This window comes from Actinocrispum sp. NPDC049592 (assembly GCF_040675465.1).
Lineage (GTDB): Bacteria > Actinomycetota > Actinomycetes > Mycobacteriales > Pseudonocardiaceae > Kibdelosporangium.
The window spans coordinates 52,986-77,733 of the sequence record NZ_JBFAPA010000008.1 but is presented as its reverse complement, the minus strand read 5'-3'; the positions used below and the strand labels follow the sequence as shown (position 1 = coordinate 77,733).

Genomic DNA, 24,748 nt, shown 5'->3' with positions numbered 1-24,748 from the left:
GGCATTCCAGCGGTGCCGGGCAGAGTGTGCGGACCACCGAACCAAAGCACAGAGGGGGAAAACAGCCATGCGCGAGATCGCTGCCCGCGTCGCGGTGACGGCCTTCGCCGCGTCCGCGTTCTCCATCGCGCTGGGCCATCCAGTGCCCCAGCAGCCGCCGGAACCCGGCTTCGTCGGCACTGTCCTCGCGGCACGCGACTACGTCACGCCGATGGGTCTTGTGACCTGCCCGCCACCCACCAAAACATCGGCCGCTACCAACCCGACCGGCTCTGACTGCTGACACCCCAACGAGAAGGGAATCGCGCATGACCACCGCTACCATCCGCCGGGCGATCATCGGTCTCACCGCCGTCCCCACACTGCTGCTCGGCGGAGCCGTGACGGCTGCTGCGCGCACCGCCGTCGACTACATCGGCAACGGTGCGTCGCCGAACTTTGACCAGGCGCTCAGCAAGGCCGAGGACGACGCCTGGTTCAAGGCCTCGCTGGGAAACGGCGTCGGCTGCTTCGAACCCGACGACTCACCGGTCATCCGCGGACACTACGCCGTCACGGTCACCGTCCGATGCTTCGTCTGACGATCAGGCCACGCCGAACGTGGTGCCGATGCCCATACCGGTGATCCATTCGGGGACCGGTTCGTAGCTGGTCCACACCAACGGCAGCGCCGCGGCCGCCTGACCGATCAGCCACGTCCGGATCTCGTGGCCGCCGCTGCCGGCCTGTTCCTCGAGGCCGTCGTCGCCGAGGGCGGTGACCGGGGCGAGGTCGGGCGCGGACAGCTGTTTGAGGAACCAGCCATCCCACACGGCGTTCACCCGCCCATTGGGGTCGCCGCCCATGGCACGCACCCGCGGTTCGCGAGCGGCGGCGAACGCCCGCACGTCCTTGCGCCCGTGGATCACCGCCGTGCGTCGGTCGCCCGGCACCGACGGATCGCGGGGATCGTTGGAAGGCAGCCAGTGTGACAGCCCTCCGCTCGCGACCAGCAGTACCCTCCCAGGGTATGCGGAGGCGCGGATCGCGTCGCCGAGCGACCGTCCCAACCGGACACAACGTTCCATGCTCGGTAGTGGGGGAGCGGCGGTGTTGACCACCAACGGAACGAGTGGGATATCAGTACCCGCGCACACCATTTCGTAGCTCTGCACGACACCGTGGTCGACGGTGAGCGAGTACGACAACGACACATCGAACCCCGCGCCCGCCAGACCGTCGCGAATGGACCACGCCAGCGGCGCGGCCACCGACAGCGGCCCGGCGCGGCTGCCGAAGTCGCCGAACCCGATCGCCTCCTCGACGCCGAGCACGAACGGCGGCATCACGTCGTAGAAGTTGGCGTGGAAGTGGTCCGGCCCGATCACGACCATCGCGTCGGGGGCCAGCCCGGCGACCGCCCGCGCAACTCTGGCGGTGTCGGCCAGGAACCGTCCGCCGGGCTCAGTCGGGCCGGACGGGGGTAACAGGGTCGCGAAGGGGGAGTGGGACATCGCGACGAGACCGACGATATCCGTCATGACGGGTCTTTCTCCAGCACCAGGAAGTCGTGGTGCACGGCGAGGTATTCCGCGCGTTTCTCCCATTGCGGCCAGTGCCCGGCGTCGGCGATCACGTGCAGCCGGGCGTCCGGCAACCAGTCCAGCAGCATGCCGGCCTCGTCGAGCCCGCCGGTCGGGTCATGTTCGGTCCACAGCAGCAAGGTCGGCGCGACGATCTTGGCGACCCAGCCGGGAGCCCACGCGAAGTCCTTGCGCACAATGGGGTCCTGTAGCACGAGGGTGTTCGTGATGGCCTGCACGAAACCCGGCCTGCTGTAGACCGCGCGGCGCAGGTTCACCAGCTCGTCGGTGACCATTTCCTTGTGGCGGAACAGGAACTCGACGCGGCGGCGCACCGTCAGGTCACTGGGATCGAGGACCGCGGCCATTGTGCTCTCCTTCAGCCGCTCCATGACCTCCGGTTTGTTGGCGATGTTGCCGGGGGTGTTGAGCACGAGCCGTTGCACGCGATCCGGGTGGTGCGCGGCCATCCACGCCGCGACCCAGCCGCCGAGTGACTCGCCGGACAGGTGCGCGCTCTGGATGTCCAGCACGTCCATCAGCCCGCGCAGGTGCTCGGTGAGCACGTCGATCGTGTATGGCTTGTCCGGCAGGTCCGACCAGCCGTGGCCCACCATGTCGTAGGCGGTCACCCGGAAGTCGGCGGCCAGCCCGGCGATGTCCCGGGCGTAGGCCTCCAAGTGCCCGCCGGTGCCGTGCAACAGAATCAGGTCCGGCCCGGAACCGGCCCGCAGCACACGGGTCCGCACCCCGTCGACGTCCACATGGGACAGTCCGTGGTCCACATCGGCCAGTTCGCCCCAGATGCTGATGTGCTCCGGCAGCGCGGTCATGAGGTCTCCTCCTTGAACATGGCGCGCGCCTGCTCGACGGTCACCAGGCCGGCGCTCTGCCGCCGCCCCACGCCCAGCAGGCCGAGCAGCCGCGAGTTCTCGATGGTCAGGAACTCGACCGGGTGCTCGGCCGAGTCGTTGTAGTGGCGGTGCCAGGTCCACGGCGGCGTGTAGACGAAGTCCCCGGCAGACCACGTCTCCGTCTCGTCCTCGACCTCGCTGTGCCCGTCACCGGAGATGACGAAGTGGACGGTCTCGTGGTGGTGGCGCTGCATGTCGGAGCTCTGGCCGGGCGGGATGGCCTGGCGGAAGATCTCGAACGTCGCGGTCGGCAGCCGCCCGGCGATGGACAGGGTGGTCGGGTTGTGCACCTGGTCGACGGGCAGCCGTTCCAGCTCGGCCGCGTGCACGACGATCGGGCGCGCGGTGCTCGGCCGCACGGTGTCCGATATCGCGCCGAGGAAGTCGGCCATCTCGAAACCCGGTCCGGACTGGGCCATCAGATCGTCTCCGTCCTGCCGCCGTCGACCGTGAGCACGGTCCCGTTCACATAGCTCGCCGCGGGGGAGGCGAGAAACGCCACCGCGGCAACGATCTCCTCCGGCCACCCGGCCCGCGCGGCGGGGATCCCGGCCGCGTCCGCGTCCGCCACCGCGGCCAGGCTCGTCCCAGACGCCTGAGCCCGGCTCGCCAGCACCTCGTGCCGCCGGTCGGTCGCCGTGGCGCCGGGCGCGACACAGTTCACCGTCACGCCCTCGGCCGCGAACTCCCGCGACAGCAGCTTCGCGGCCGCGGTGACCGCCGCCCGCAGTACGACCGACACGGCCAGATCCGGCTGAGGCTGGCGGACCGCGTTGGACGTCACGAACACCACCCGGCCGTAGCCGCGCTCGGCCATGCCCGGCAGCAGCGCCCTGGCCAGCCGCAACGGCCCGAGCAGCAGCAGCTGGAACCCCTCCAGCCACCGCTTGTCGTCGATGGCGAGGATCCGGCCGGGCGGCGGCCCGCCCGCGTTGAGGATGAGCACATCCACCTGGCCGTGGCGGCTCTCGACCACGCGCACCGCCCCCTCGGCGGCGTCGGGGTCGGCGATGTCGTGCACCAGCGTGCCGACCGAGGTGCCGGTCTGCGCCTGCAGCCGCTCGGCCGCCGCGGCGAGCCGTTGCGGGGTGCGGCCGGCGATGACGACCTGGTGCCCGGCGAACGCCAGCTGCAACGCGGTTGCGTACCCGATACCGGTGGCCCCGCCACCGACGAGCGCGGTTCGTGGGGAGATGGCTGCCTCCTTGGTCGTCCTGCCCGACGAGATCTAGCCTTGCCCGCATGTGCAGTGGAAGCCAACGATGAGTCCCAGTGAGCGAGACTCGAACGGCGGTCTTGACCGGGCGGCGGCGATTCTGGGCGCGTTCGACAGCGGGCACCGCGAGCTGACCCTGGCCGCGCTGGTGGCCCGGTGTGGTCTGCCCCGCTCGACCACGCACCGCACCGCGGACAAGATGATCCGGCTCGGCTGGCTGGACAAGACCCAGGGCCGCTACCGGATCGGCAACCGGCTGTTCGAGATCTCCAGCCTGGCGCCGATCCGGCACGAGCTGCGCGAGGCCGTCCTGCCGTTCCTGCAGGACCTCTACGCCGCGGCCAAGACGACGGTGCAGCTCGGGGTGCTGGACGGCAAGCAGGTCCTGGTCGTCGAGAAGATCACCGGGCACCTGCCGATGCCGATGTTGTCGCAGGTCGGTGGCACGATCCCGGCCTACTGCTCGGCACTGGGCCGGGCGATCCTGGCCTACTCCGAACCCGCGACGGTCGAGGCCGCCCTGACCGGCGAGCTGCCCGCCCGCACGCCCCGGACGCTCACCAGCGCGACGGCGGTCGTACGGGAGCTGCACGCGATCCCGGACCGCGGCTGGGCCGTCGACCGCGAGGAGGGCAACATCGGGATCAGCTGCGTGGCCGCGCCGATCTTCGGCCCGCTCGGCGAGGTGGTCGCCGCCGTGTCGGTCACCGGGGCGACCAAACTGGTGCGCGCCGACCGGGTCGGGCCCGCGGTCCGGCTCGCCGCGGCGGCAGCGTCCCGCGCATATTCGACACGCCGTTGATCGTGCGCCGAGTCTCAGTGAGCGGGACTCGGCGTTGCGGCCGGAGCCGCGGAGCCGAGACGCTGTCGTCGCTGACACACCGATGACGTGACGGTGTGGCGAGGCGAGAAGGAGACGACGGTGACTCTCGGCGGCGGCTACCTGCTCCCCACACGGGAGGGCCGGTCCATACCGGCCATCGGGCTCGGCATCACGATGAAGACCGACGGCAAGTCCACACGCGACGCCTACTCGCTGTTCGAGTACGCGATCCCACCGGAGACCGACGGCCCTCCGCCGCACGTGCACACGCGTGAGGACGAGTCGTTCATCTGCCTGTCCGGGCGGCTCGACGTCCACCTCGGCGGCGAGGACTTCACCATGGAGTACGGGGACTACATGTACCTGCCGCGGGACGTCGTGCACGCGTTCCGCAACCCGTACCAGGAGGAGTCGCGGGTGATCTCGGTGGTCTCCCCGGCCGGGCTGGAGCGCTACTACCAGGCCCTCGGTGACCTGCCACCCGGTCCGAAGGACATCTCGAAGATCAAGGAGATCATGGCCGACTTCGGCATCGTGCTCCAGCTGCCGCCCGGGGTGTCCTGACCATGCGCGTCGCGATCATCGGGGCCGGGGTCGCCGGTCTCGCCACCGCCAAGGTGCTCAAACAGGCCGGTCACGAGGTGCTTGGGTACGACCGGACCCCGGACGTCGGCGGGGTCTGGAGCCGGACCCGGCGCTATCCGGGCCTGACGACGCAGAGCCCGAAGGCGCAGTACTCGTTCTCCGACTTCCGGATGCCGCGCGACTTTCCGCAGTGGCCGACCGGCGCCCAGGTGCAGAAGTACCTGGCCGCGTACGCGGATGAGTACGAGCTGCCGCTGCGGCTGAGCACCGAGGTGACCGCTGTGCGGCCTGCCGGTGGCGGGTGGGTCGTGCAGACTTCCAGTGGCACGGAGACCTTCGACCGGGTCGTGGCTGCCAACGGCGTGTTCTGCGAACCGGCCGTGCCCAGCTATCCGGGACTCGACGAGTTCACCGCCGCGGGCGGGTTGCTGTGCGCGGGCACGGACTTCCACGACGCTTCGGACGCGCGTGGCAAGCACGTACTCGTTGTCGGCTACGGAAAGTCGGCCTGCGATGTGACCGTGCCGATCAGCGAGGTCGCCGCCAGCACGGACGTGATCGCCCGGCAGATGCTGTGGAAGGTGCCACGCCGGATCGGCGGCGTGCTGAACTTCAAGCTGCTGCTGCTGACCCGGATGGGCGAGGCGCTGTTCCGCTACATCCGGCTGCGCGGCCTGGAGAAGTTCCTGCACGGACCCGGCAACCCGGTGCGCCGCAACATGATCAACTCCATCGGCGGTGTCTCGGTGCGCCAGTACGGGCTGGCCAAACTGGACCTGGTGCCCGCCGGTCACATGGAGGACATCGTCCGCGGCGCGATCGGCCTGGCCACCGAGGGATTCTTCGAAGGGGTCGCCGCGGGCACGATCACCGTCCGCCGCGACCGCACCATCACCCGGCTGCTCGCCCGCTCCGGGAAGCCGCACGCCGAGCTGAGCGACGGCACCGTGTTGCCCGCCGACCTCGTGGTGTGCGCGACCGGCTTCACCCAAGGAGTTCCGTTCCTGCCAGCGGACATCCAGGCGCGCCTGCTGGACGAACGCGGGAACTTCATGTTGTACCGCCAGATCCGGCCCCTCGGCGTGCCGGGACTGTACTTCAACGGCTACAACTCGTCGTTCTTCAGCCCGCTCAACGCCGAGATGGCCGCGGTGTGGATCGCCGCCGACCTCGCCGACGCGGTGCCGTTGCCCGACGAGACCCAGATGCGCCAAGCCGTCGTCGACCAGCTGGCCTTCATGGACGAGGCCACCAACACCCACCACTGCCGCGGCACCAAGATCATCCCGTTCTCGATGCACAACGTCGACGAGGTCCTCGACGACCTCGGCCTGAACATCCCGAAACCGGTCCGGGCCGCGCACTGGCTCAACCCGGTCAACCCGGCCGCCTACCGCCGTGTCGCCGCCAAACTCGTGCGCCGCATCGGCGTCGCCGAGAACGCGCCCGCGCCGGTGGTCCGCCTGGCCCCGGAACCGGAAGGCCCCATCGCGGTCTAGGTTCCCTCGCCCTTGGGAGAAACGCATGAACGACGGTCCTGTCGTCCTGCCCGAACCGGACGCCGGCGAGACCGGCCCGTACACCCACCTCGGCTTCGCCACGGCGAGACCGGGCAGCGAGGACAAGGTCGAGGAGCTGATCCTCGCGCTGGTCGCGCCGCTGCGGGCCGAGGAGGGCGCGATCGAGTTCCACGTGCACCGCGACCGGGCCGACCGGCGGCAGTTCGTGATCTACGAGATGTTCCGCTCGAAAACCGCGCTGGAGAAGCACATCGCCCAGCCGTACACGCAGGAGTTCATCCGGGCGATCCGGCCGCACGTCGAAGGGCCGCTGCGGCAGCAGTTCCTGCGGATGTGCAGCGCACTGCCCGGAACGGAGTGACGCCATGGGACTCGTGGTCATCGCCCTCGTAACCCTGCTTGTGTTGCTCGCCAGGCGTTTCCGCGCCTGGCGCACCGGCATCCCGTTGCCGCTGGTCGCCGCGCGTCCAGGCACTACCGGCGTGCGCCGGTTGCTTGACGGGCTCGGCAAGGCACGGGTTCGGCCTGTGTCCAAGCCATCCGCGGCGGACGTGGACTGCTGGCGGGCGGCGGCAGAAGCCGTTCAGCCGCGGGACGATGTGGACCCGGTTGACTGCGAGGTGCTGGTGGTCGGTGCCGGGCCGAGCGGCCTGATGATGGCCGCTTTGCTGGTGCGCCAAGGTGTTCGCGTCCGCGTGGTGGACGCGAACACCGGCCCGGCCACCGAGTCCCGTGCGTTCGCTGTGCAGGCTCGGACGGTTGAGCTGTTCCGGAACCTCGGTCTGGCCGATGAGCTGCTGCGCCTCGGGGTGGTGACGACCGGGATCCGGTTCCACATCAAGGGGAAGCACGTGGGCGGCCTCGACTTCGACCGGTCGCGGGCGTCGACTACGGACTACCAGTTCATCCTGATGGCGCCACAGTCCGAAGTGGAGGGGGTGCTGCTTCGGGATCTCGCCCGCCACGGCGTGACCGTCGAACGCGACAACCGGCTGGTGTCGCTGTCCCAGAACAGCACTTCGGTGACTGCGAGCTTCGACCACCATGTCCTGACCTGCCGCTACATTGTTGGCGCGGATGGCGCGCACAGCACGGTACGCGAGCAGCTTGGTGTGTCGTTTGATGGTGACGAGTACACGCAACGCTATCTGCTCGCGGACTGCCGGGTGGACTGGCCGCTCGACCATACCCAGTTCCGGGTGTTCATGAACGGTACCCGCATCGGGTTGTTCCTGCCGCTGCGCGGATCGGCTGTATCACGGGTGATGGTCACCGACCCCGCGTCGGACCGTGCACCGGTGTCCCTGGGCGAACTGCAGGAAGAACTCCGCAAGGCCGTCTGCCTGCCGGTGACGCTCAGCGATCCAGTGTGGACGAGCCGATACCAGGTCCACTTGCGACAAGCGGGGAATTATCGAGCAGGGCGGGGTTTCCTGGTCGGCGACGCGGCGCACATCCACTCACCGGCTGGCGGCCAAGGGATGAGCACCGGTCTGCACGACGCGGCCAACCTGGCCTGGAAGCTGGCCGCCGTGCTGCGCACGGGTGCATCAGAGTCCCTTTTGGACAGCTATTCCGCCGAGCGGCATCCCGTTGGTGTGCAGCTGTTGCGGTTCACCGACCGGCTTTACCGGGTGGCTGCGGATCTGCGCGGGTGGCGTGCCTGGCTGCGGGACACCGTGGGCCCGTTCCTGATCGGCCGGATGTCCGCGGTGCCGATCCCGCACCGCAAGGCATTCCAGCGGTTGTCGCAGCTCGGCCTGGCGTACCGGCCAAGCGAGTACAACGTCAACGAACTGCTGTATTCCCTCAAGGGACCGCTCGCCGGGCAACGCGCCCCGGACGCGCGTATCAGCTGCGGCAGGCAGATGTTCGACGTGCTGCAAGGCTACCGCCTGCACGTGATCGCTTTGTCTCGCAAACATCTCACCGAGGACGAGATCGCCCACCATGGCGAGCGGCTGCGCGGCTTCGCCGCGTTCGGCGGGAACGTCGAGACCCACTTGATCGGCAGGGTGGAGTGCCGCCGCGACGACCGGGTCGAGCCGGTGGAGTCGGTGCAGGTGTTCGACCACTATGGACTGTCCGAGTCCGATTCGCAGGCGCTGTACGTGATCCGGCCGGACGGGCACGTCGCCTGGCGGATGGACGAGCTGGACTACGACGCCTGCCGCCGGTTCCTGGGCCGGATCCACGGCGGGATCGCGGCCTGTGAAGCCCGCCGCGAGCTCGCGGCTGCCTGACTGGCGATAAAGGAATGCACCGAGAGGAGCGGCGGCCAACCCCGTCGACTCCCTGCCGCTACAGGCAGTTTGTGTCAGTGAACATCGATGTTTCCTTCACAGTCGGGAACTTGAGAGACGAGCGTGAACGCGCGGGCATGACCGCGCTGCTGAGGGATGTGCTCGAGGGCGAGGCTTGAGCGACGAGGTGTTCGTCACGTTGGGAGAAGTGGGCGAGAAGCTGTTCGTCCGGGCGGATTCCGCCTATCCGGTCGTCTTCAGCGGGTTCTATCGCTGGTCGGAGGACTTCGAACAGGTGCTCACCCGCAGAGTCGCCGCTCTCGTGCCGCACGCCGAAGTCGGCTTCGACTGGGGTTACCCCGATGAAGATTGACGAGGAACCCCGGCCCGATACCCTGCCCGCTGAGGCGCCGGCCGTGCACCGGGACCTGACCGTGACGGTCGGCGCCAGACAGCTGACGACTCCCACCTACGATCACCTGATCTACTGGCTGGGCAACTGGGCCACGTGCGTGGCGGGCCGTTCATGACGGTGGCGAGGATCGGCAACCAGGTCCGGGCTGAGGACCCGCATGACATGCAGGCCCACGGCGCGTGGTTCAGGGGTGGTCAGTTCCCGGTAGGCGAGCCGCACGCCGTTGCGGTGCAGCGCTGACACCAGTTCGGTGAGTTCGGCCGCGGGGCCGTGGCAGGTCGAGTCCTGGCTCGGCCGGGTGGTATGCCCGGACCACAGGGGCAACCGGTACCAGTCCTTCAGGTACGCGGCGTGGGTGTCGAAGTCGGTCACCAGCGCCGGGGTCAGCCTGCGGTCCGGGTTGTTGGCCAACCACACCGACACGAACACCGTGCCCTGGCATCATTCCAGCCATGCCTTGCGCACCGCGTCCGCCTAACTCGCGCGGCAGGCAAGCCCGAGCGTCGGTCGCTGCCGACCTGCAGTGGGAGGGTGCCGGCGACCGCGGCGACCGGATGCGGGCTGTAAGCGGGGGGCAGGTCGAACGCCGTGACACGGCCGCCCAGGTCGGCGACCGGATCGGACAGTTCGGCGGGCAGCGGGACCTGGCGGGCCGGTATGCCGTGCAGCCAGGTCACGGTGAACGCGTCCCGCTCGATGAGTTCCCGCGACGCTCGCAGCAGTGCTCTGGTCGGCGAGGAGCCGGCCGCCAGACCGGACGAGGTCGCCGGCAGGCCGTACGTCGCGGCCAGCCCGACGAGCCCGGCCGGGCACCCACACCGGCTGGTTGCCCGGCAGTGTCCAGGCCCGGGCGTAGCGAACGTCGCGATATCCGGCGGCGTAACGGAAATCGGCCCTGGCCTGTTGCCGCGCGCTGTGCAGGGTGAACGAGTCGAGGGGCCACTGGAGATCCGTGTCCGGCGGCGCCACAGCCTCAACAGGTGCGCCCGGTCGAATCGGGCCGCGGCCACGGTCACGTCCTGCCACGTAGATGTCGTGCGAACCACGAGGGTCAGGTCGGCGTCGGTATCCACAATGGACATCGTGTTCGCGAGCGCCGTACGCAGTGCCGGCGGGCGGTCGCGGTCGAAGGCCCTGACGAGTCCGTCGGCGAGCGGGATCAGAAGCCCACGGCTGACCGCGATCCAGAGCAGCACCGGGGTCCCGCCGCCGCACACACGCCGAACAACGCCCACCGCAGAAATCTCTTGGACACGTGGGGGCTCGCCTCCTGCATCGGTGCCCACGCGCGGCACGTTCGAGCATGAGACGCCTGCGGTGCACACGCCGTTGCGGGGCCGGGCGAGCGCGGGCACGGCGTTACTGTCCGCGGGACGCGGGTGGTGGAGCGCGCCGGACGTATGTCGATAAAATCGATCCGCTGTTGATCCTTTCTCAGCCACGGGGAGGAAAGACGGGGCATTCGATTCAGTTGCTGGAGCGCGAGCGGGTGTTGCTCACCGCGAAGTCAATTACCGATTCGGCGCGCGGCGGGATCGGCGGTGCTCTGTTCGTCGTCGGTGCGCCCGGGCTGGGCAAGTCCAGCCTGTTGGACGCCATTTCGCATCGTGTCGGACCGGAATTTCGAGTCGGCCGGGGTACAGCGGATCCGATGGAGGCATCACTCCCGTTCGGCCTGCTTGATCAAGCGCTGATCGGGCTGGGCGCCCGAGCGATCTTCGAGCTGAAGGAATCGGATCGGGGGGCCTCGGACGTTCGGGCACGGAGTTTCTACTCGTTGCTTCGCTGGTTCGATCGGGCCCGTTCGGGTCCAGTGCTGCTCGCCCTGGACGATTTGCATTGGGCCGACCCCGACTCGCTGGCGTTGTTGTTGTTCCTGTGCCGGCGTATCCGTCGCCTGCCCGTTGCGGTACTGGCGACGCTGCGCCCCTGGCCATCAGCGGCTGACGAGGTGTGCGCACGCCTCGTACAGGCCGGGCAGGCGCGCCTTGAGCGGCTCGCTCCGCTGTCCGATCGGGGGACACGATCATTCCTCGCTGCCAGGCTGGGCTATTCGCCGCCCGAAATCGAGGTGCGCCGATCGGCGCGGTTGTGCGCAGGCAATCCGTTGCTCCTCGAGCAGGTCGCCGCGAGCATCGAGCGCGGCGAGGACCTCGGACGGTTGGCCGCGGACGAGGGCGGGGACGGCGGCAAAAGCGCGGGCGACGTGTCCCGGTCGTTGTTGCTGACTCGGTTCGCCGGGCTGCCGGCGGCCGCCCTCCGCTGCATCCGGGCGGGCAGCGTGCTGGGCACCCGGTTCCAGATGGAGATCGCCGTCGAGATGGCCGGCCTCGAGGACGCGGAGATCGATGCCAGCCTCGAGGCTCTGCAGCGCAGTGGCCTGCTCCGGCAGCTTTCCGGGAGCTGGGTCGAGTTCGTGCATCCGTTGTTCCAGCAGGCGCTGTACGAAGACCTTGCCGTCGCCCGCCGAGCCCGGGCGCACACTGAGGCGTTCGGTTGTCTCGTCCGGCGCGGCCGGGACGCGGAGGCGGCCGAGCACGCCGCGCGCGGCGACCTGGTCGAGAGCGATCAGGCGCTGGCCGTTCTGGAACGGGCTGGGCGTTCGGCCATGCGGGTCGGTGCCCTCATGAGCGCGGTCACCCATCTGAGCGCGGCCGCCGACCTCGCGGGCGCGCGGGCGAAGCCCGACCTGCTGCTGGCGCTCGGTGAGGTGCTGCTCGCGGCGGGACGGCTCGTCGACGCGATCGCCGTACTCGAGCGGCTCGAGCCGCACCAAAACGCCGGCCGGTACAACGCGGTCGAGCGAGCATCGGCCGAGGCCCGGGTCGCGGCGCTGCGGCTCATCGCCCACTGCCACTATGGCCTCGGCGCCACGGACAAGGCGTCGCTGGCGTTCACTGCGGCCCTGGACCTGGCCGGCGCCTTGGGCGCGTCCGCCGAGGTTCCGGTGCTGCTGGACCACGCGCTCGCCTGCTGGATCACCGATGGCCCCGCGGTGGCCCTTCCGCTCGCGGAAGAGGCGTGCGCACGGGCCCCGGCAAGCGGAAGCCCCGCCCGGCGGGCAAGAGCGGTCAGCGGGTTCGTCCGGTTGCTCGCCGGCGATCCGAGCCACCTCGATGACCTGGCCGCGGCGGCGCGCGCCGCGCAGGGCGGTCCGGTCGCCGACCTGGCCGAGCTGAGCTACACCTGGAGCGCGGCGAGCGGGCACGCCCTGGCGGCGGCGTTCACCGAACGGTTCGACGAGGCCGAGCGGGCCTTCCGCACCGGCATCGAGGTCGCGGACCGGATCGGCGCGGTGGAGGCGATGGCCTCGCTTCAGATGGGGTACGTGTACTCGACCCTGCTGCGCCTCGGCCGGCTGCCGGAGGCGCTCCACACCGCCGACAAGGTCAGCGACCTGGCCGAGGTGGTGCCGCTGGTCGAACTGCCCGCCGTGTTCGCCCACGCGTACGTCCTGTTGCTGATGGACCGGCTCGACGAGAGCGACGCCTGGTGCCGGCGAGGCGAAACCCTCGCCGAGACCAGGTCCGACTGGTGGCCGACGCAATGGGGCTGGCACGTGCGGGGAATGCGCCACCTCCGCGAAGGCGCGTTGGACGAGGCTGCGGAGTTCTACCTTCGCATCGAGGCCGAGACCGCCCGGCAGGGCATCCGGGAGCCCTGCCTGCTTCCATGGGCGCGCCACGCGATGGCGGCGCACATCCGCCGTGGGCACGCGGCCGACGCGGTGCGCGTCATCGAATGGCTCGAACGCAGTGCCGAGGGACTGCCCTGCCGATGGCCCCGCATCGCCGCCGAGACCGGCCGCGGCTGGCTGGCCGAGGCGGCCGGTGACGACGGGCGGGCGCAGGCGTGTTTCGAGGCGGCGCTGGCTCACCACGACCAGGTCCGGCTTCCGCTGGAACGGGTGGAGACCCTGCTCGCCTACGGTGCCTTCGTACGCCGCGCGGGACGGGCGGTGCGGGCCAGGGAGCTGTTGCGCGAGGCGCTCGACCTCAGCGAGCGGATCGGAGCGCGGTGGCTGGCCCGGCAGGCGCACGAGGAGCTCGCGGTCGCCGGCGGCAGGCGCCGCCGGCGGGACGAGCAGCCACAGCTGACGGCCCAGGAGCGGCGGGTGGCCGACCTGGCGGGCAGCGGACTCCGCAACCAGGACATCGCCGGGCAGCTGTGCATCTCCACCAAGACGGTCGAATACCACCTGCAGCGGGTATACGCGAAGCTCGGCATCAACTCACGTCGGTATCTCATCGAGATGCGTGCCCGCAAAGGCCGCGCGACGCCAAGCGACTAGGGATTCTCCCGGTGTTGCGCGCCACTTCCGCATGCAGACTCCTGACAGCAATCGGCGGCGCATCGGTCAGACGCCGTCATGTTTCGCGATCAGGGGGACGAAATGACCGACTACCGCGTATCCGACATGTCTACCGCGACGACGCCGACGATCATCGAGAGTTTCCCGTACGGCCGGCTGCCCGCGGCTGGCTCCGCGGGGCGGCTGGCGCGGGTCACCGACACGACGGCGCGGCCGCGGCTGTGGCTGGACGACGGCGCCCGGTGGAGCCCGCTCGTGGACAACACGGTCAACGTGTTGAGCTTCGGCCCGGTCAGTCCAACGGATCCGGCGACCACGAGGGCGACCCTGCAGGCGGCCTTGGACACGGGCGCCAACGTCTATCTGCCCGCGGGGGTGTACCCCATCGACAGCACGCTGTTCTTCCACAGCGGCCAGACCGTCTTCGGTGACGGCCGGGCCGGCCCGGGGTCCGGTGCGAGGTTCACCGAAATCGTGGTGCCCCAGCCGAAATCCACGACTCCCCAGGACCCGCCGCCGCCTCCGGTCATCATGTTCCAGTCGGCCGCGTGCCCCGAGGGCACCAGGGATGTCGTGATCCGTGATCTGAACATCAACAACAGCAACACGTGGCAGCCCGGCAGCGTGGGCATCGACTTCACCGGCGTGGGCTACTCCCGCGTCGAGCGCGTCAGCATGCGCGGGCACGGTACGGCCATCAAGGGGCGTGACTCCGCGCTCCGGACGTACGTCCGGGCCGGATCACACGATTCGTGGCTCCGCGTCACCGCGACCGACGACCTGCTGTACGCCGACGGCGTTGCCATCGCCATCGAGTACCGGTCGTCCGCGGGAAAGCCGGTCGTGGTGCGGGGTACGGTCCAGGCGGTGGCGGGGCCGGATGATCCGGACTATCCGGCGCTTGAGGTGGGGGCACTGAGGTCCGGGGACGTGAGCCCGCCTCCCACGCCGAGCCAGCTCCCCGTCGGGGCAAAGGTCTTCCACGACAACAAAAACGACGGCTACTACAACACCGTCGTGGAGTGTGAGATCGCCAACTGCCTCCGGGGCGTCTCGCTGACCAACGACGGTGACGCATGGACCGTCCTCGACGGCAACTTCATGTCGAACATCTGCGGAATCTACGTCGAAGCCTCTGACGCGAACCGATTCCGCAGCAGCTTCGTGCTGAACGGAGTTGGTGTGGAGTTCGGTGACAGAAGCGGCGCCAACACCGTGCTCTCCGGCAGCAAGTTCGAGGGCAACGGCAATCTCGACAAGTGGACCGATCCGTCGGTGCAGCCGGTCGTGCTCGGCGCCGTGCGGTGTCACAAAGGTTCGCTCCGGAACACCATCGAGTCGTGCGAGCTCAGCGACAGCAACGACTACGTGCTCGACGAGACCGACGGGGACAACCTCTACACCGGCCCACACTCCACCAGCCATCCCACCATGCCCAGCGGTGTCGGCGGCGGCGGCAACATCGTGTCCAACGGCGACTTCGTGGTCGAATCGACGGTCCCCGGCATCGCCGACGGCTGGGCCTTCAAGGGGACCGTGCCGACCACGATGGGCTTTTCCATCAGGTCCGTCAAAGACCATCCCGCCGAGGTGCCCCCGGGAACCCGGGCAGCGCAACTCTGGCACATGGACCAAGGCGTCAACGTGCCCTTCGCCCTCTACCGGGAGATCGCGGTCACCCCGGGGCAGTGGTACACGTTCACCGCGCGCACCATGGTCGACGATGGCGGTGACGGTCTTTACACGCTGTTCATCACCACAACGTTCTCCTCCGGCGACTCCCGCTACAAGCAGCTGTACTACACCGGCCCGCTGCGCAGCCACAACTACTACATCCGCTCGCTGCCCGGCCACGACGGTTACAACGCCGGCCTCCACCGCACCTCGTTCGAGATCCCTGATGGGGTGGACTCGATCTTCCTCCTCGTGCGCAACTACCTCAACCACACCAACCCCGAAGACCCCAAAGACCGGTCGTGCCTGGTGGAGGCGGCGGGTGGGGCCAACGCCTGGTTCGGGAAATTCCACATCGAACCCGGCCGCGGCATCGCCACCGAATCGCGCGATTGCGGAGTGATGAGCCACGTCCAGACAACCGGCGGGCCGCTCACCATCAACGACAAGGCTGCGATCACCATCACCCACCCCTTCCACGCCGTAGCGCCGGGAACGGGCGGCACGCTCAAGAACATCAACCCGCCGGCCGGGTTCAGCGGCATGATCGTGCTCCACGCCACCGGAACCTGGAACGCCACCACCGACGGCACCGGCGCCGGCAAGATCGGCACGCCGCTGTCCATGACGGCCGGGAAAACCGCCTTCGGCTGGTACGACACCGGCAGCGGAACCTGGTGGTTCACGCCGGCGTGAGGCCCAAACCGCTGAGGCGTGACCGTATGCGAGCCGTATTGCGGATTCTCCAGATCGGCGGCGTGGACACGGTGTTCGATGTGCGCGGGTCGGTGCCCGAGGCCGTGAACGAACTGGTGGCCTAGCATCCGCATCGGCTGCTTGGGCCGGGGCGACCTCCGGTTGCGGGACTGTCAAACGAGCGGTGTAACGAGGGTCGAGGGATGACTACTTGCGTGCTGCGGTCAGGCGGCCGTCGAAGGCGATGTCGAACGTGTTGAGGGCGGGTTTCCAGCGCGCGGTCCATTGTTTTCGGCCGGTGCCGGTCGGGTCCAGGCTCATGATAGCCATGTAGACACTTCAGCGCGGCTTGTTCGTTCGGCAAATGCCCGCGGGCCTTGACCGCGCGGCGGATGCGGGCATTCACCGACTCGATGCCGTTGGTGGAGCAGATCACCCGGCGGATCTCCGGATCGAACGCCAGGAACGGCACGAACTCAGCCCAGGCGTTGTCCCACAACCGCACAATCGCCGGATAGCGCTCGCCCCACGCCTCGGCGAACTCGGCGAACCGCTGTTTCGCGGCGGCCTCGGTCGGTGCGGTGTAGACCGGTTTCAACGCTGTGGCGATCTCGGCCCAGTGCTGACGGCTGGCGTAGCGGAAACTGTTGCGCAGCAAGTGCACGATGCAGGTCTGGATGATCGTGCACGGCCACACGGCGGTGATCGCGTCTGTCCCGCTTCCCGTCGCAGGTCACAGCCAGCGCGACGTAGACCGGCCGGTTGGCGACCTGACCGTCGCGGATCTTCACCTGAATGTCACTGATGTGTTTGTCCATAGTGGACATGAGGTTTCAGCAGACGTACAGCTATCAAGAATCTCCTACCTGGTCATCGGTGGGTGCGGAGGAACTCGGTGATGTCCTGGGCGAGCAGCTCTGGTTCCTCGTGTGCGGCGAAGTGTCCTCCGCGCGGCATGATCCGGTACCTCGTGACGTTGTAAACGCGTTCGCACCAGCTGCGAGGAGGCTGGGAGATGTCGGCGGGGAAGAGCGCGACCGCCGTGGGGACCTCCACCCGTTCCACTCTCCTCGTCAGGTGGTGGGCGTATTCGTAGTAGGGCCGCATCGACGTCGAGATGGTGTGGGTGAACCAGTACAGCGATGCCTGGGTCAGCAGGAAGTCGTCGCTGAACCGGGAGGACACATTGCCACCGCAGTCGCTCCAGGCCCGGTACTTTTCCAGGATCCAGGCCAGCAGACCGGTCGGCGAGTCGGCCAGTCCATAGCTCAATGTGAGCGGCCGCGTGCTTTGTTCGTGCTGGTAGCCACCCTCCTCTGTAGACCAGGCCGCGACGGCGTCGAGGTAGCCGCGTTCCTCGGGTGTGACGCTGTCGGTGTCGTAGGAGACCGGGCTGGCGACGGACATCAGGTGGATGCCCACCACCGCCTCCGGATGGGCTTCGGCGAGCCGGGAGGTGATTCCCGCTCCCAGGTCGGCACCTTGGGCGGCGTAGTGGGTGAAGCCGAGTTCGTCGTGCATGAGCCGGTGCCAGATCTCGTGCGTCTGCGGCGGCTTGGTCAGTGAGGGGCGTTGGGGCGAGAAAGCGAAGCCAGGCAAGGATGGGACGATGACCGTGAAGGCGTCGGCCGCGTCACCTCCGTACAGCGACGGCGAAGCCAGGCGGTGGGCGAGGGTGGTGAGTTCGAGGAACGAGCTGGGCCATCCGTTCGTCAGCACGATCGGCAAGGAGTCCGGGTGTTCACCGTCGAAACGGAGGTAGTGCACTGGAGTGCCGTCAATGTCCGCGAAGTGGGATGGCAGGGCGTTGATGGTGGCTTCGTGGATGCGCCAGTCGTAGCCGGACTCCCAGTAGGACACGAGCCGGCGCAGCTCGGTGAGGTCGGTGCCGGCGTCCCAGCCACGTACTGGCCACGGGGTCGGCCAACGCGTGTTTCGCAGCCGTGAGCGAAGGTCCTGGAGTTCCGCGTCGGTGACGGCGAGGATCATGGTGTGCTCCTTGTGTGCTGGGGAAAGGGGAAGCGCCCATGGGCGTCACCCTGTCACCGCTCGGTTTCGTTGAGCGTTTTCACGATCGCGGCTCTCGTCATCTCACGCCGTTCAGGTGTCGCGGCGAGCAACGCGTGCAGGATCATTCCTTCGAGCAAGGCGTCAAGGCGTGCGGCCTCCTCCTCGCCCGTGAACCGGGCCAGCACCGCGCGGCTGTCCTGGGTCCAGGCTTGAGTCAGCGCGCGTAGCCCGGGATCGCGCAGAGCTGCGAGGTGCAGCTCGAATCCGAGAACCGCGCTGCGGTGCCTGGCTGGGCCGCTGTCCACCAGATCGACCAGGACCTCGACCAGGTCGGCGCGCGTTTCGACGGCCGCGAAAAGGTCTTTGAACACCGCGGACTGCGACTCGACGTACCGGGCGAACGCCTGCGCTTGGAGATCGCGCAGACTGCTGAAGTGGTAGGTGATCGACCCGAGCGGGACCTCGGCACGAGCTGCGACGCTTCGATGGGTCGTGCCTGCGATACCGAGCTCGGCGATGACGTCGAGAGCAGCGTCCAGAATGCGTGTCTTGCGGGCAGGGTCGTGCCGCCGAGGCCGAGACATAAGAACAAATGTACAACACTTAAGAACAGATGTCCTTAACGCGCGGCCTGGCGCGTGCTTCACAGCGGGGAGCTGGTGTGATGCCGGGTGAGGGTCGTGTCGGCGTACCGTTGATCGAATAGACGAGGTCTCCGGTGGGTCGGTCAACGACCAAGAAGACCTGAACCCCGGAGACCTTGCGTGAGCACCTTAGCGGTGACCGGGCGGCCGACCTGACCGGCGCGCAGTGGGCGGTACTGCAACCGTTGCTGCCGGTCGGCCGTAAGCCGGGCCGCCCTCCGAAGTGGACCAAACGCCAGTTGATCGACGGGATCCGGTGGCGGATCCGGATTGGTGTGCCCTGGCGGGATGTCCTGCCGGCGTATGGGCCGTCGCAGACGGTGTACGGGTTGTTCCGGCGCTGGCCTTGTCGGTGATCGTGGGAATCATCTGTCTTGGCGCGGGTACCGTTGCGGGAGTCGCGGGTGTTGCGACCAGTCGGATCGTGTTCGTCATAGCCGAGGTGATCGGTGATCTCCCCGTCCAGCACGGACTCCAGCAGCCGTTTCGTAAGCTGTTGCAGCAAACCACCTCCCCCGGTCAGCTGCAGCCGACCGCTCATAGGCCATTGCGAGCCGAGTCGGGTTACGGACGCAGTGCGGTACGACTCGGAAGTCGAATGTCTATTGTGGACTTTCCGGTGGTTGGTCCTGCTCGTCCGCGGTCTCGTGAGTGAGCGGTGGTCCAGTGCTTGGTCGGCACAGCGCATTCCTGCTTGTCGGGCGATGGTGAGCCAGGCTTCGGAGGTGAATTGATAGCCGCGGTCGCTGTGGATGACGCATCCCGGTGGTGGTGTCCGCAGTGCGATCGCGTCGCGCAGCGCGGTGTAGGCGGTGTCCGGCGTCTCGTGTCCGGCGGCGGCCGATCGAGCGGGACATGTCCAACGGCGAACCCAAGGCAACGACGGGAAACCGCTGACCATCAACGGTGTCCACTACGCCAAGAGCATGGGCGGGCACGCGCCGACCGAGATCATCTACTACATCGGCGAGCAGTGCTCACACGTGTCGGTGTTCGTGGGCATCGACGACGAACGCGACGAGAAGCAGGCGGCCTCAGCCACTTTCCAGCTCTGGGCCGACGGAGTGCCGAAGGCGGACAACGGGTTGCGCACTTCGCGGGACGACCCCGTGGCGTTGTCGGCGGACCTCACCGGAGCCCGGTTCCTGCGCCTGGTGGAGACGGACGGCGGCGACACCAACAGCTACGACCGCGCCGACTGGGCAGCACCCACTCTGATCTGCGGTGAAATATAGATGAAAGACCGTTTTGGTTGAGTGGGCCACGAACAGAACGCATAGACCAGAACGGAGTTTCAGGTGAAGGTTGCCAAACTCGCGGCCATGGTGGGCGTTGTGGCCACTGTCTCGGTGGCGGTCGCCGCACCGGCGAGCGCCGCCCAGTACTGCGGAAGCAAGAACGGCTGGAACATCTGCATCGAGGAGCACGAGCCCAGGGTTTGGTACGCCCGCGGCTGGGGACCCAGCACGGCCTGGGTGAGCCTCTGGACGGTCGAGGGCAAGGAATTGTCCTTCGTCCTGGTGCCGCCGGGCGGCGGCAACCTCACCACCGGCGGCAGCGTGCGTGGTGAGGATGCCTGCATCGGTGGAACGCCCGGCGGCCCCGACTTCTATCAGTGCATCCGCAGGCCCTGATCGGATGAGGTGAGGCGGCCCCTTGTCGTTGGGGCCGCCTCGCGCGACATGTGCGTAGTGTCCCCGGCGTGACAGCACAGAGACCTGACGAGGTGTGCTTCGAGGGGACGTGGTTCGCAGTGACCGCGGTCGACGGCACGGGTCTGTTCGATCCGGATGCTCACGGTCTCGCGCCGGAGGCGTTCAGTACCGGGTGCTAACGCGGGATACGTGTGCCGGTACCTGGTGGTCTCGCGGCGGTTGGTGTTGCGGGACCTCCTGCTCGGGTCGGAGACGGACCACCCGCGCTTGGTGGGATACCGCCGCGGTCGGATGATTCCGAGTGGAACTGACGCATGTTCGCTGTCTGCGTCTTGTCATTCCGGGTTGTGTGGCGTGAACGCCGCCAGTTTGCTGATCTGACCAGGCGAGACGGGTTTTCGAGCGGCACAGGTTGGCGATTTTCGCGTACCGCAACGTGATATCGAGGCTGTGGTGACCCAGCAGCGCGGCGATGGCTTCCAGGCTCATCCCGCGGTTGATCGCTTGTGTGGCAAGGGTGTGCCGTAGTTGGTGCGGATGGATGTGGCCCAGTCCGGCGGAAGCTGCGGCTTTGTTGATCAGCCAGGTGACGGTGTGCCGGTCGAGCGGGCGGCCGTTTTCCCGTGGTAGCAGCAAAGGATGCTCCGGGCGGACGTGGCCTCGGCGGTAGTCATCGATCAGCGTGACCAGGTGCGTGTGCAGGGGCAGGTAGCGGTCGTCGTGCAGCTTGCCTAGCGGGACGTGCAGCCAGTGACCGATCCTGATGAGCGCGACGGCGTCCGCGGCGAGAGCGGTGAACTCGCCGACCGCAATCCGGTGCGCAGCAGCACTTCGCAGACCACCCGGGTTAGGTGCCGCGGCTCGGCCTGCGCGGCGCGCAGGAACCGGGCCGCGGCGGGATCATCCAGTGCCTTGGGCAGCGGCCGGTCCTGACGCGGTAGGTCACCCGTCATGATCGGTGCCCGGCCCGGTGCCTCGTCCCAGTCCCACTCGTCGATGCGCACGAAGAACATCCGCAACGTGCCAGCCGGTGCGCGATCGTGTTGACAGTGACCCGCCCGCTGCTGCGGCCGGGGCGGGAAGCCAGTCAGGGCTTGTAGTCCTCTATGTGCCGGCGGCTCACCCCGGCCTGGGAGTACTTGAGGGCTAACTCCGGTGATGCTGACTACGAGGCTGTCCAGCGAGGGTGAGCAGCGTCGACCGAACCCGCCGCTTCTCCCGACAGGTCTGGATCGCGGCCGACTTCAGCGACGCTCTGCTGACCGCATTGCTCCAGCTGACCAGAGAGACAAGGGCACCCTGTCCCGGCTACGGTACGTTGGATCCGACCATAGTTCGTCCGAGGCGGACCGCTGCGTCAAACGGGCGACCTATCCGAAGGGCTGTTACTCCTGGCGAGTTGCCAGGCGGTCCCGGGCTTGGCGTGCCGCGACGGATCATCCACCACGGGCTGACCACGCTCGGCGGTGATCAACAACCTGAGATCAGGTCTCATTGTTCTGTAAGAACTTTTCTGCCTACGTCATGCCAGGATTTCGTGTGTGACCAAGCGGGATGTCGTGGTTTGCGCGGGTGCAGGCGTGTTGTGCTCGCTCCCTGAGCTCATCGTGCAACGTGGTTTGGGGGCGGGGTATGTCGTCTATGCGCTCGTGGTCGGTGTGCTGATCGGGCACAGGCGCACGGGTGTCGCGGTGGGAGTCGCGGGCGGTGCTTTGATCGGGGTGCTGGGCTGGTTGTTGGTACAGCTCAGCCTGGTGCCACTGCTGCATGGTGAGATCCCGGCCTGGTCGGCCGGCGCTGTGCTGCGCGGCTATCCGGTTCTGGTGGCGGATGTGTTGCACGGTGGGTTGACCGGGTTTGTCCTCGCGTTTGTACCGCGTGTCCGAAAAGGACATACCACCCGGGAGTCGGTCCGGATCGTGATCGTGGGCGGCGGGTTCGCCGGGGTGAGCGCGGCGAAACGGCTCGAACGGCATGCACTCCGTGGCGCCGGTATCGACGTCACGCTTGTCAGCGACTCCAACTTCCTGCTGTTCACGCCGATGCTCGCCGAGGTAGCGTCCGGCGCGTTGGAACCGGCCCACATCAGTGCACCGGTGCGTTCGGCGGTGGCGCACACCATGTTCCGCAACGGTCGAGTGTCCAAGGTGGACGCTGATGCCCGGCTGGTACAGGTTGGTGACGATGTGATCCCCTACGATCATCTTGTCCTGGCGGTGGGTTCGGTGCCGCACTCGTTCGGCCTGCCTGGAGTGGCCGAGCACGCGTGGACCCTCAAGAGCCTGGTCGACGCGACGAGGCTGCGCGACCATGTGATCGGGCGCCTGGAACTGGCCGACAACGAACCGGATGGCGCGACCCGCGAGCATCTGCTGACGTTCGTGGTGGCCGGCGGCGGGTTCGCCGGAACCGAGACCATCGCGGAGCTGTTCGACCTCGTTCACCGGATCGTGCACTTCTTCCCGGGCGTTGATCCCGGCGAACTCCGGTTCCTGCTGGTCCATCCGGGAGAGCGGATCCTGCCCGAGATGCCCGCGAACTTGGCGGACTACGCGTTGCAGCGGCTGAAGTCCCGCGGCATCGAGTGTCTCCTGGGCGTCCGCGTTGCCAAGGCGACAGCGTCGGAAGTCTGGCTCGACAACGGGGAGTCGTTCAGTACCAGTACTTTTGTCTGGACGGCGGGCAACCGCCCCAACCCGTTGGCCGGTGAGCGAGCGATCGAAACGGATGCCCGGTTGAAGGCCGTGGGCTTGGACAACGTGTGGGCGGTCGGTGACTGCGCCAGGATCCCGGCCCCGGACGGCACGCACTACCCGCCCACGGCCCAGCATGCGCTCAGGCAAGGCACTGTCGTCGCCGACAACATCGCGGCGGTCCTCAAAGGACACCAGCCGCGGGATTTCCGGTTCCGCACTCTGGGTCTGCTGGTCGCGCTCGGTCATCGAACCGCGGCGGCGGATGTCCGCGGCCGTCAGTTCTCCGGGTTCGCGGCGTGGCTGCTGTGGCGCGGCGTCTATCTGGCGAAGCTGCCGGGAATGGACAAACGGATCCGGGTGCTGTTCGACTGGGTCCTGGACCTGGTGTTCCCGCGTGACATCGTGGTGACCGGGCGGGACGAGGTGTCCCGGTGAAGGGCTTGTCGGACGGCGCGATCGCCGGTGTCGCCGGCGGTCTGGTGTTCGGCGGCTCGATGGCGCTCTACGGGACGCTGCCGACCGTGGCCTCGATCGTGCGGACCGGCTCGGCGGCCGTGGGTTTCACCATGCACATGCTGTTCGCAGTGATCATCGGTGCGGCATTCGGGGTGATCGTGGCCGCACGGCGTGAGGTCGTGGTGTGGGGACTGCTGTACGGGGCGTTCTGGTGGTTTCTCGGACCACTGACGCTCTTGCCGCTGTTTCGCGGCCATCCGGTGACGTGGGATCTTCCGAGTGCGCAGGGCCTAGTGCCCAGCCTGATCGGACACCTGTGCTACGGCCTCACGATCGCGGTGACCATCAAGATCCTTCGGGCCGACATCCCGGATTCCCGCCCGCCCACGGCTGTGCTGGTCCGTGGCGGGATCGCCGGTGGGATCGCGGGTTTGTTGAGCCTGCTGCCGGACGGGTTCCTGATCGGGGCCGCCGCGGGTGTGCTTTACCCGGTGGTGTTCCGCGAACGGGAGAACACCGGCCCGGCACTGGTTCGCGGGTCCGTCTACGGCGTGCTGTGGTGGGTGTTCTTCAGCCTCACCGCCGAGCCTTTGCTGATGGACCTGAAGCTCGACTGGGCGCAACCGCCGGTCGACCAACTACCGGGCTACATCTTGCTGGGCGCTCTGACAGCCGTCTGCTACACCTGGCTTGGATCGCTGTCGCGTGTGCTATTCGTCGACGATGTCAGGATGTTCCCGGTGGAGTCGCCGGGATCCAGGGGTGTCCGAGCTCTCGGGTACGGCGTGGTAGCGGGTCTCGCGGGCGGTGCCGTGTTCACGGCGGTGATGGTGGTCGTGGGCGTGCTGCCGACCGTCGCGCTCATGGTGGGTTCACAGAACCCGGTCGTCGGACTCGTCGTGCACCTGATCATCTCCCAGATCATCGGGATCTCCTACGCGGTGCTGTTCCGGCGGCAGAGCTACGACCTGATCTCCGGTATGGGCTGGGGGATGAGCTACGGGTTCTTCTGGTGGGTACTGGGAAATCTCACGCTGCTGCCGGTTCTCACCGGTCGTCCGGTGGACTGGAGCCCGGCCGCCCTGGCGGCGGGATTCCCTTCCCTTGCTGGGCATCTGGCTTATGGTGCGGCGTTGGGCGTTGTCTACCACGTGCTGGAAGCGCGAACCAATCCCTGGTGGCAGACCAGGAACGCGGCCGAGCAGACCAGAGTGGACACGCGCCGGAGGCACACTCTCGGCTCAGCACCGGCATTGTGGACGCTGACCGTGCTGATCGCCGTCGTCATCCCCGCCCTCATCCCTCGATAACAGGCGAACCAGACCGA

The 24,748-nt window shown here is 68.0% G+C and carries 26 protein-coding genes and 1 pseudogene; 16 read left to right on the top strand and 11 right to left on the bottom strand.

Annotated features, from left to right (window positions below; all coding sequences use genetic code 11):
• Window positions 1–67 precede the first annotated feature (67 nt).
• Both AB0J95_RS21340 and AB0J95_RS21335 read left to right on the top strand, forming a co-directional pair.
• Window positions 68–283 (top strand): hypothetical protein, encoded by a 216-nt coding sequence (locus tag AB0J95_RS21340; protein ID WP_364760200.1) that lies wholly within the window; start codon window positions 68–70, stop codon window positions 281–283.
• A gap of 25 nt (window positions 284–308) precedes the next feature.
• Window positions 309–581 (top strand): hypothetical protein, encoded by a 273-nt coding sequence (locus tag AB0J95_RS21335; RefSeq protein ID WP_364760197.1) that lies wholly within the window; start codon window positions 309–311, stop codon window positions 579–581.
• Between the two features lie 3 nt (window positions 582–584).
• On the opposite strand, the gene AB0J95_RS21330 is transcribed toward AB0J95_RS21335, so the two are convergent.
• From AB0J95_RS21330 to AB0J95_RS21315, 4 genes are read right to left on the bottom strand one after another with little or no spacing between them, the layout of a single operon-like run.
• Window positions 585–1,520 carry a 2,3-dihydroxyphenylpropionate 1,2-dioxygenase gene (locus AB0J95_RS21330; RefSeq protein ID WP_364760194.1) on the bottom strand — a complete coding sequence of 312 codons (936 nt, stop codon included), beginning with the start codon at window positions 1,518–1,520 and terminating at the stop codon, window positions 585–587.
• Window positions 1,517–2,395 (bottom strand): alpha/beta fold hydrolase, encoded by an 879-nt coding sequence (locus tag AB0J95_RS21325; RefSeq protein WP_364760191.1) that lies wholly within the window; start codon window positions 2,393–2,395, stop codon window positions 1,517–1,519. The genes AB0J95_RS21330 and AB0J95_RS21325 overlap by 4 nt, the downstream gene beginning before the upstream one ends.
• Window positions 2,392–2,895, bottom strand: coding sequence for a cupin domain-containing protein (locus tag AB0J95_RS21320; protein ID WP_364760189.1), 504 nt, complete (start codon window positions 2,893–2,895; stop codon window positions 2,392–2,394). Before AB0J95_RS21320 ends, AB0J95_RS21325 begins: the two co-directional genes overlap by 4 nt.
• Entirely contained in the window at window positions 2,895–3,671 is a 777-nt protein-coding gene (locus AB0J95_RS21315) for an SDR family oxidoreductase (RefSeq protein ID WP_364761111.1), read from the bottom strand. The genes AB0J95_RS21320 and AB0J95_RS21315 overlap by 1 nt, the downstream gene beginning before the upstream one ends.
• A gap of 67 nt (window positions 3,672–3,738) precedes the next feature.
• Here AB0J95_RS21315 and AB0J95_RS21310 point away from each other — a divergent pair, with 67 nt between their 5' ends.
• The 6 genes from AB0J95_RS21310 to AB0J95_RS21285 all read left to right on the top strand — a co-directional run bounded on the left by AB0J95_RS21310 (window position 3,739) and on the right by AB0J95_RS21285 (window position 9,236).
• Window positions 3,739–4,494, top strand: a complete 756-nt coding sequence (locus AB0J95_RS21310) for an IclR family transcriptional regulator (protein WP_364760186.1) — start codon at window positions 3,739–3,741, stop codon at window positions 4,492–4,494.
• Window positions 4,495–4,581: 87 nt separating this feature from the next.
• A complete protein-coding gene (locus AB0J95_RS21305) occupies window positions 4,582–5,079 on the top strand; it encodes a cupin domain-containing protein (protein ID WP_364760183.1) in 498 nt (165 codons plus the stop codon).
• Between the two features lie 2 nt (window positions 5,080–5,081).
• Window positions 5,082–6,599, top strand: a complete 1,518-nt coding sequence (locus AB0J95_RS21300; RefSeq protein ID WP_364760180.1) for an NAD(P)/FAD-dependent oxidoreductase — start codon at window positions 5,082–5,084, stop codon at window positions 6,597–6,599.
• 25 nt (window positions 6,600–6,624) lie between these two features.
• Window positions 6,625–6,981, top strand: a complete 357-nt coding sequence (locus tag AB0J95_RS21295) for a putative quinol monooxygenase (RefSeq protein WP_364760177.1) — start codon at window positions 6,625–6,627, stop codon at window positions 6,979–6,981.
• 4 nt (window positions 6,982–6,985) lie between these two features.
• Window positions 6,986–8,863: an FAD-dependent monooxygenase gene (locus AB0J95_RS21290; RefSeq protein WP_364760174.1), complete on the top strand. Its 1,878-nt coding sequence runs from the start codon at window positions 6,986–6,988 to the stop codon at window positions 8,861–8,863.
• 175 nt (window positions 8,864–9,038) lie between these two features.
• A complete protein-coding gene (locus AB0J95_RS21285; RefSeq protein WP_364760171.1) occupies window positions 9,039–9,236 on the top strand; it encodes a hypothetical protein in 198 nt (65 codons plus the stop codon).
• Between the two features lie 111 nt (window positions 9,237–9,347).
• Here the strand turns inward: AB0J95_RS21285 and AB0J95_RS21280 are convergent, their stop codons facing one another.
• Together AB0J95_RS21280 and AB0J95_RS21275 are read right to left on the bottom strand one after the other, a co-directional pair.
• A complete protein-coding gene (locus AB0J95_RS21280; RefSeq protein WP_364760168.1) occupies window positions 9,348–9,701 on the bottom strand; it encodes a YcaO-like family protein in 354 nt (117 codons plus the stop codon).
• The gene (locus AB0J95_RS21275; RefSeq protein ID WP_364760165.1) at window positions 9,662–10,513 is read right to left on the bottom strand and encodes a YcaO-like family protein; all 852 of its coding nucleotides are present in this window, start codon (window positions 10,511–10,513) and stop codon (window positions 9,662–9,664) included. The genes AB0J95_RS21280 and AB0J95_RS21275 overlap by 40 nt, the downstream gene beginning before the upstream one ends.
• A gap of 68 nt (window positions 10,514–10,581) precedes the next feature.
• Here AB0J95_RS21275 and AB0J95_RS21270 point away from each other — a divergent pair, with 68 nt between their 5' ends.
• Both AB0J95_RS21270 and AB0J95_RS21265 read left to right on the top strand, forming a co-directional pair.
• Window positions 10,582–13,569, top strand: coding sequence for an AAA family ATPase (locus tag AB0J95_RS21270; protein WP_364760162.1), 2,988 nt, complete (start codon window positions 10,582–10,584; stop codon window positions 13,567–13,569).
• 102 nt (window positions 13,570–13,671) lie between these two features.
• A complete protein-coding gene (locus tag AB0J95_RS21265; RefSeq protein ID WP_364760159.1) occupies window positions 13,672–15,960 on the top strand; it encodes a hypothetical protein in 2,289 nt (762 codons plus the stop codon).
• 207 nt (window positions 15,961–16,167) lie between these two features.
• On the opposite strand, the pseudogene AB0J95_RS21260 reads toward AB0J95_RS21265, so the two are convergent.
• The 3 genes and pseudogenes from AB0J95_RS21260 to AB0J95_RS21250 all read right to left on the bottom strand — a co-directional run.
• Window positions 16,168–16,757: pseudogene (locus AB0J95_RS21260) on the bottom strand (transposase); the annotation flags it as partial.
• Between the two features lie 73 nt (window positions 16,758–16,830).
• A complete protein-coding gene (locus tag AB0J95_RS21255; protein WP_364760156.1) occupies window positions 16,831–17,949 on the bottom strand; it encodes an epoxide hydrolase family protein in 1,119 nt (372 codons plus the stop codon).
• 53 nt (window positions 17,950–18,002) lie between these two features.
• Window positions 18,003–18,554 carry a TetR family transcriptional regulator gene (locus AB0J95_RS21250; protein WP_364760153.1) on the bottom strand — a complete coding sequence of 184 codons (552 nt, stop codon included), beginning with the start codon at window positions 18,552–18,554 and terminating at the stop codon, window positions 18,003–18,005.
• A gap of 176 nt (window positions 18,555–18,730) precedes the next feature.
• On the opposite strand from AB0J95_RS21250, the gene AB0J95_RS21245 reads away from it, so the two are divergent.
• The 4 genes from AB0J95_RS21245 to AB0J95_RS21230 all read left to right on the top strand — a co-directional run bounded on the left by AB0J95_RS21245 (window position 18,731) and on the right by AB0J95_RS21230 (window position 20,448).
• Window positions 18,731–18,970 carry a transposase gene (locus AB0J95_RS21245; protein ID WP_364760150.1) on the top strand — a complete coding sequence of 80 codons (240 nt, stop codon included), beginning with the start codon at window positions 18,731–18,733 and terminating at the stop codon, window positions 18,968–18,970.
• Window positions 18,971–19,426: 456 nt separating this feature from the next.
• Window positions 19,427–19,849, top strand: a complete 423-nt coding sequence (locus AB0J95_RS21240; protein ID WP_364760147.1) for an NPCBM/NEW2 domain-containing protein — start codon at window positions 19,427–19,429, stop codon at window positions 19,847–19,849.
• A 63-nt stretch (window positions 19,850–19,912) separates the two neighbouring features.
• Complete coding sequence (locus AB0J95_RS21235; protein WP_364760144.1) at window positions 19,913–20,248, top strand: hypothetical protein; 336 nt, start codon at window positions 19,913–19,915, stop codon at window positions 20,246–20,248.
• Window positions 20,249–20,316: 68 nt separating this feature from the next.
• Window positions 20,317–20,448, top strand: coding sequence for a hypothetical protein (locus AB0J95_RS21230; RefSeq protein ID WP_364760141.1), 132 nt, complete (start codon window positions 20,317–20,319; stop codon window positions 20,446–20,448).
• Here AB0J95_RS21230 and AB0J95_RS21225 read toward each other — a convergent pair.
• Both AB0J95_RS21225 and AB0J95_RS21220 read right to left on the bottom strand, forming a co-directional pair.
• Window positions 20,432–20,959, bottom strand: a complete 528-nt coding sequence (locus AB0J95_RS21225) for a site-specific integrase (RefSeq protein ID WP_364761108.1) — start codon at window positions 20,957–20,959, stop codon at window positions 20,432–20,434. The genes AB0J95_RS21230 and AB0J95_RS21225 overlap by 17 nt on opposite strands.
• Window positions 20,960–21,000: 41 nt before the next feature.
• A complete protein-coding gene (locus AB0J95_RS21220) occupies window positions 21,001–21,273 on the bottom strand; it encodes a hypothetical protein (protein ID WP_364760138.1) in 273 nt (90 codons plus the stop codon).
• A 537-nt stretch (window positions 21,274–21,810) separates the two neighbouring features.
• On the opposite strand from AB0J95_RS21220, the gene AB0J95_RS21215 reads away from it, so the two are divergent.
• Both AB0J95_RS21215 and AB0J95_RS21210 read left to right on the top strand, forming a co-directional pair.
• Window positions 21,811–23,400, top strand: coding sequence for an NAD(P)/FAD-dependent oxidoreductase (locus AB0J95_RS21215; RefSeq protein ID WP_364760136.1), 1,590 nt, complete (start codon window positions 21,811–21,813; stop codon window positions 23,398–23,400).
• Window positions 23,397–24,731 (top strand): hypothetical protein, encoded by a 1,335-nt coding sequence (locus AB0J95_RS21210; protein ID WP_364760133.1) that lies wholly within the window; start codon window positions 23,397–23,399, stop codon window positions 24,729–24,731. Before AB0J95_RS21215 ends, AB0J95_RS21210 begins: the two co-directional genes overlap by 4 nt.
• The last annotated feature ends 17 nt before the right edge of the window (window positions 24,732–24,748 follow it).

Excerpts from the sequence above, each read along its gene's own strand:
- AB0J95_RS21265 (WP_364760159.1), top strand. The coding sequence starts at position 13,672 with ATGACCGACTACCGCGTATCCGACATGTCTACCGCGACGACGCCGACG.
- AB0J95_RS21325 (WP_364760191.1), bottom strand. The coding sequence starts at position 2,395 with ATGACCGCGCTGCCGGAGCACATCAGCATCTGGGGCGAACTGGCCGAT.
- AB0J95_RS21290 (WP_364760174.1), top strand. The coding sequence starts at position 6,986 with ATGGGACTCGTGGTCATCGCCCTCGTAACCCTGCTTGTGTTGCTCGCC.
- AB0J95_RS21295 (WP_364760177.1), top strand. The coding sequence starts at position 6,625 with ATGAACGACGGTCCTGTCGTCCTGCCCGAACCGGACGCCGGCGAGACC.
- AB0J95_RS21300 (WP_364760180.1), top strand. The coding sequence starts at position 5,082 with ATGCGCGTCGCGATCATCGGGGCCGGGGTCGCCGGTCTCGCCACCGCC.
- AB0J95_RS21310 (WP_364760186.1), top strand. The coding sequence starts at position 3,739 with ATGAGTCCCAGTGAGCGAGACTCGAACGGCGGTCTTGACCGGGCGGCG.
- AB0J95_RS21330 (WP_364760194.1), bottom strand. The coding sequence starts at position 1,520 with ATGACGGATATCGTCGGTCTCGTCGCGATGTCCCACTCCCCCTTCGCG.
- AB0J95_RS21250 (WP_364760153.1), bottom strand. The coding sequence starts at position 18,554 with ATGTCTCGGCCTCGGCGGCACGACCCTGCCCGCAAGACACGCATTCTG.
- AB0J95_RS21320 (WP_364760189.1), bottom strand. The coding sequence starts at position 2,895 with ATGGCCCAGTCCGGACCGGGTTTCGAGATGGCCGACTTCCTCGGCGCG.
- AB0J95_RS21270 (WP_364760162.1), top strand. The coding sequence starts at position 10,582 with ATGAGACGCCTGCGGTGCACACGCCGTTGCGGGGCCGGGCGAGCGCGG.
- AB0J95_RS21335 (WP_364760197.1), top strand. The coding sequence starts at position 309 with ATGACCACCGCTACCATCCGCCGGGCGATCATCGGTCTCACCGCCGTC.
- AB0J95_RS21255 (WP_364760156.1), bottom strand. The coding sequence starts at position 17,949 with ATGATCCTCGCCGTCACCGACGCGGAACTCCAGGACCTTCGCTCACGG.
- AB0J95_RS21340 (WP_364760200.1), top strand. The coding sequence starts at position 68 with ATGCGCGAGATCGCTGCCCGCGTCGCGGTGACGGCCTTCGCCGCGTCC.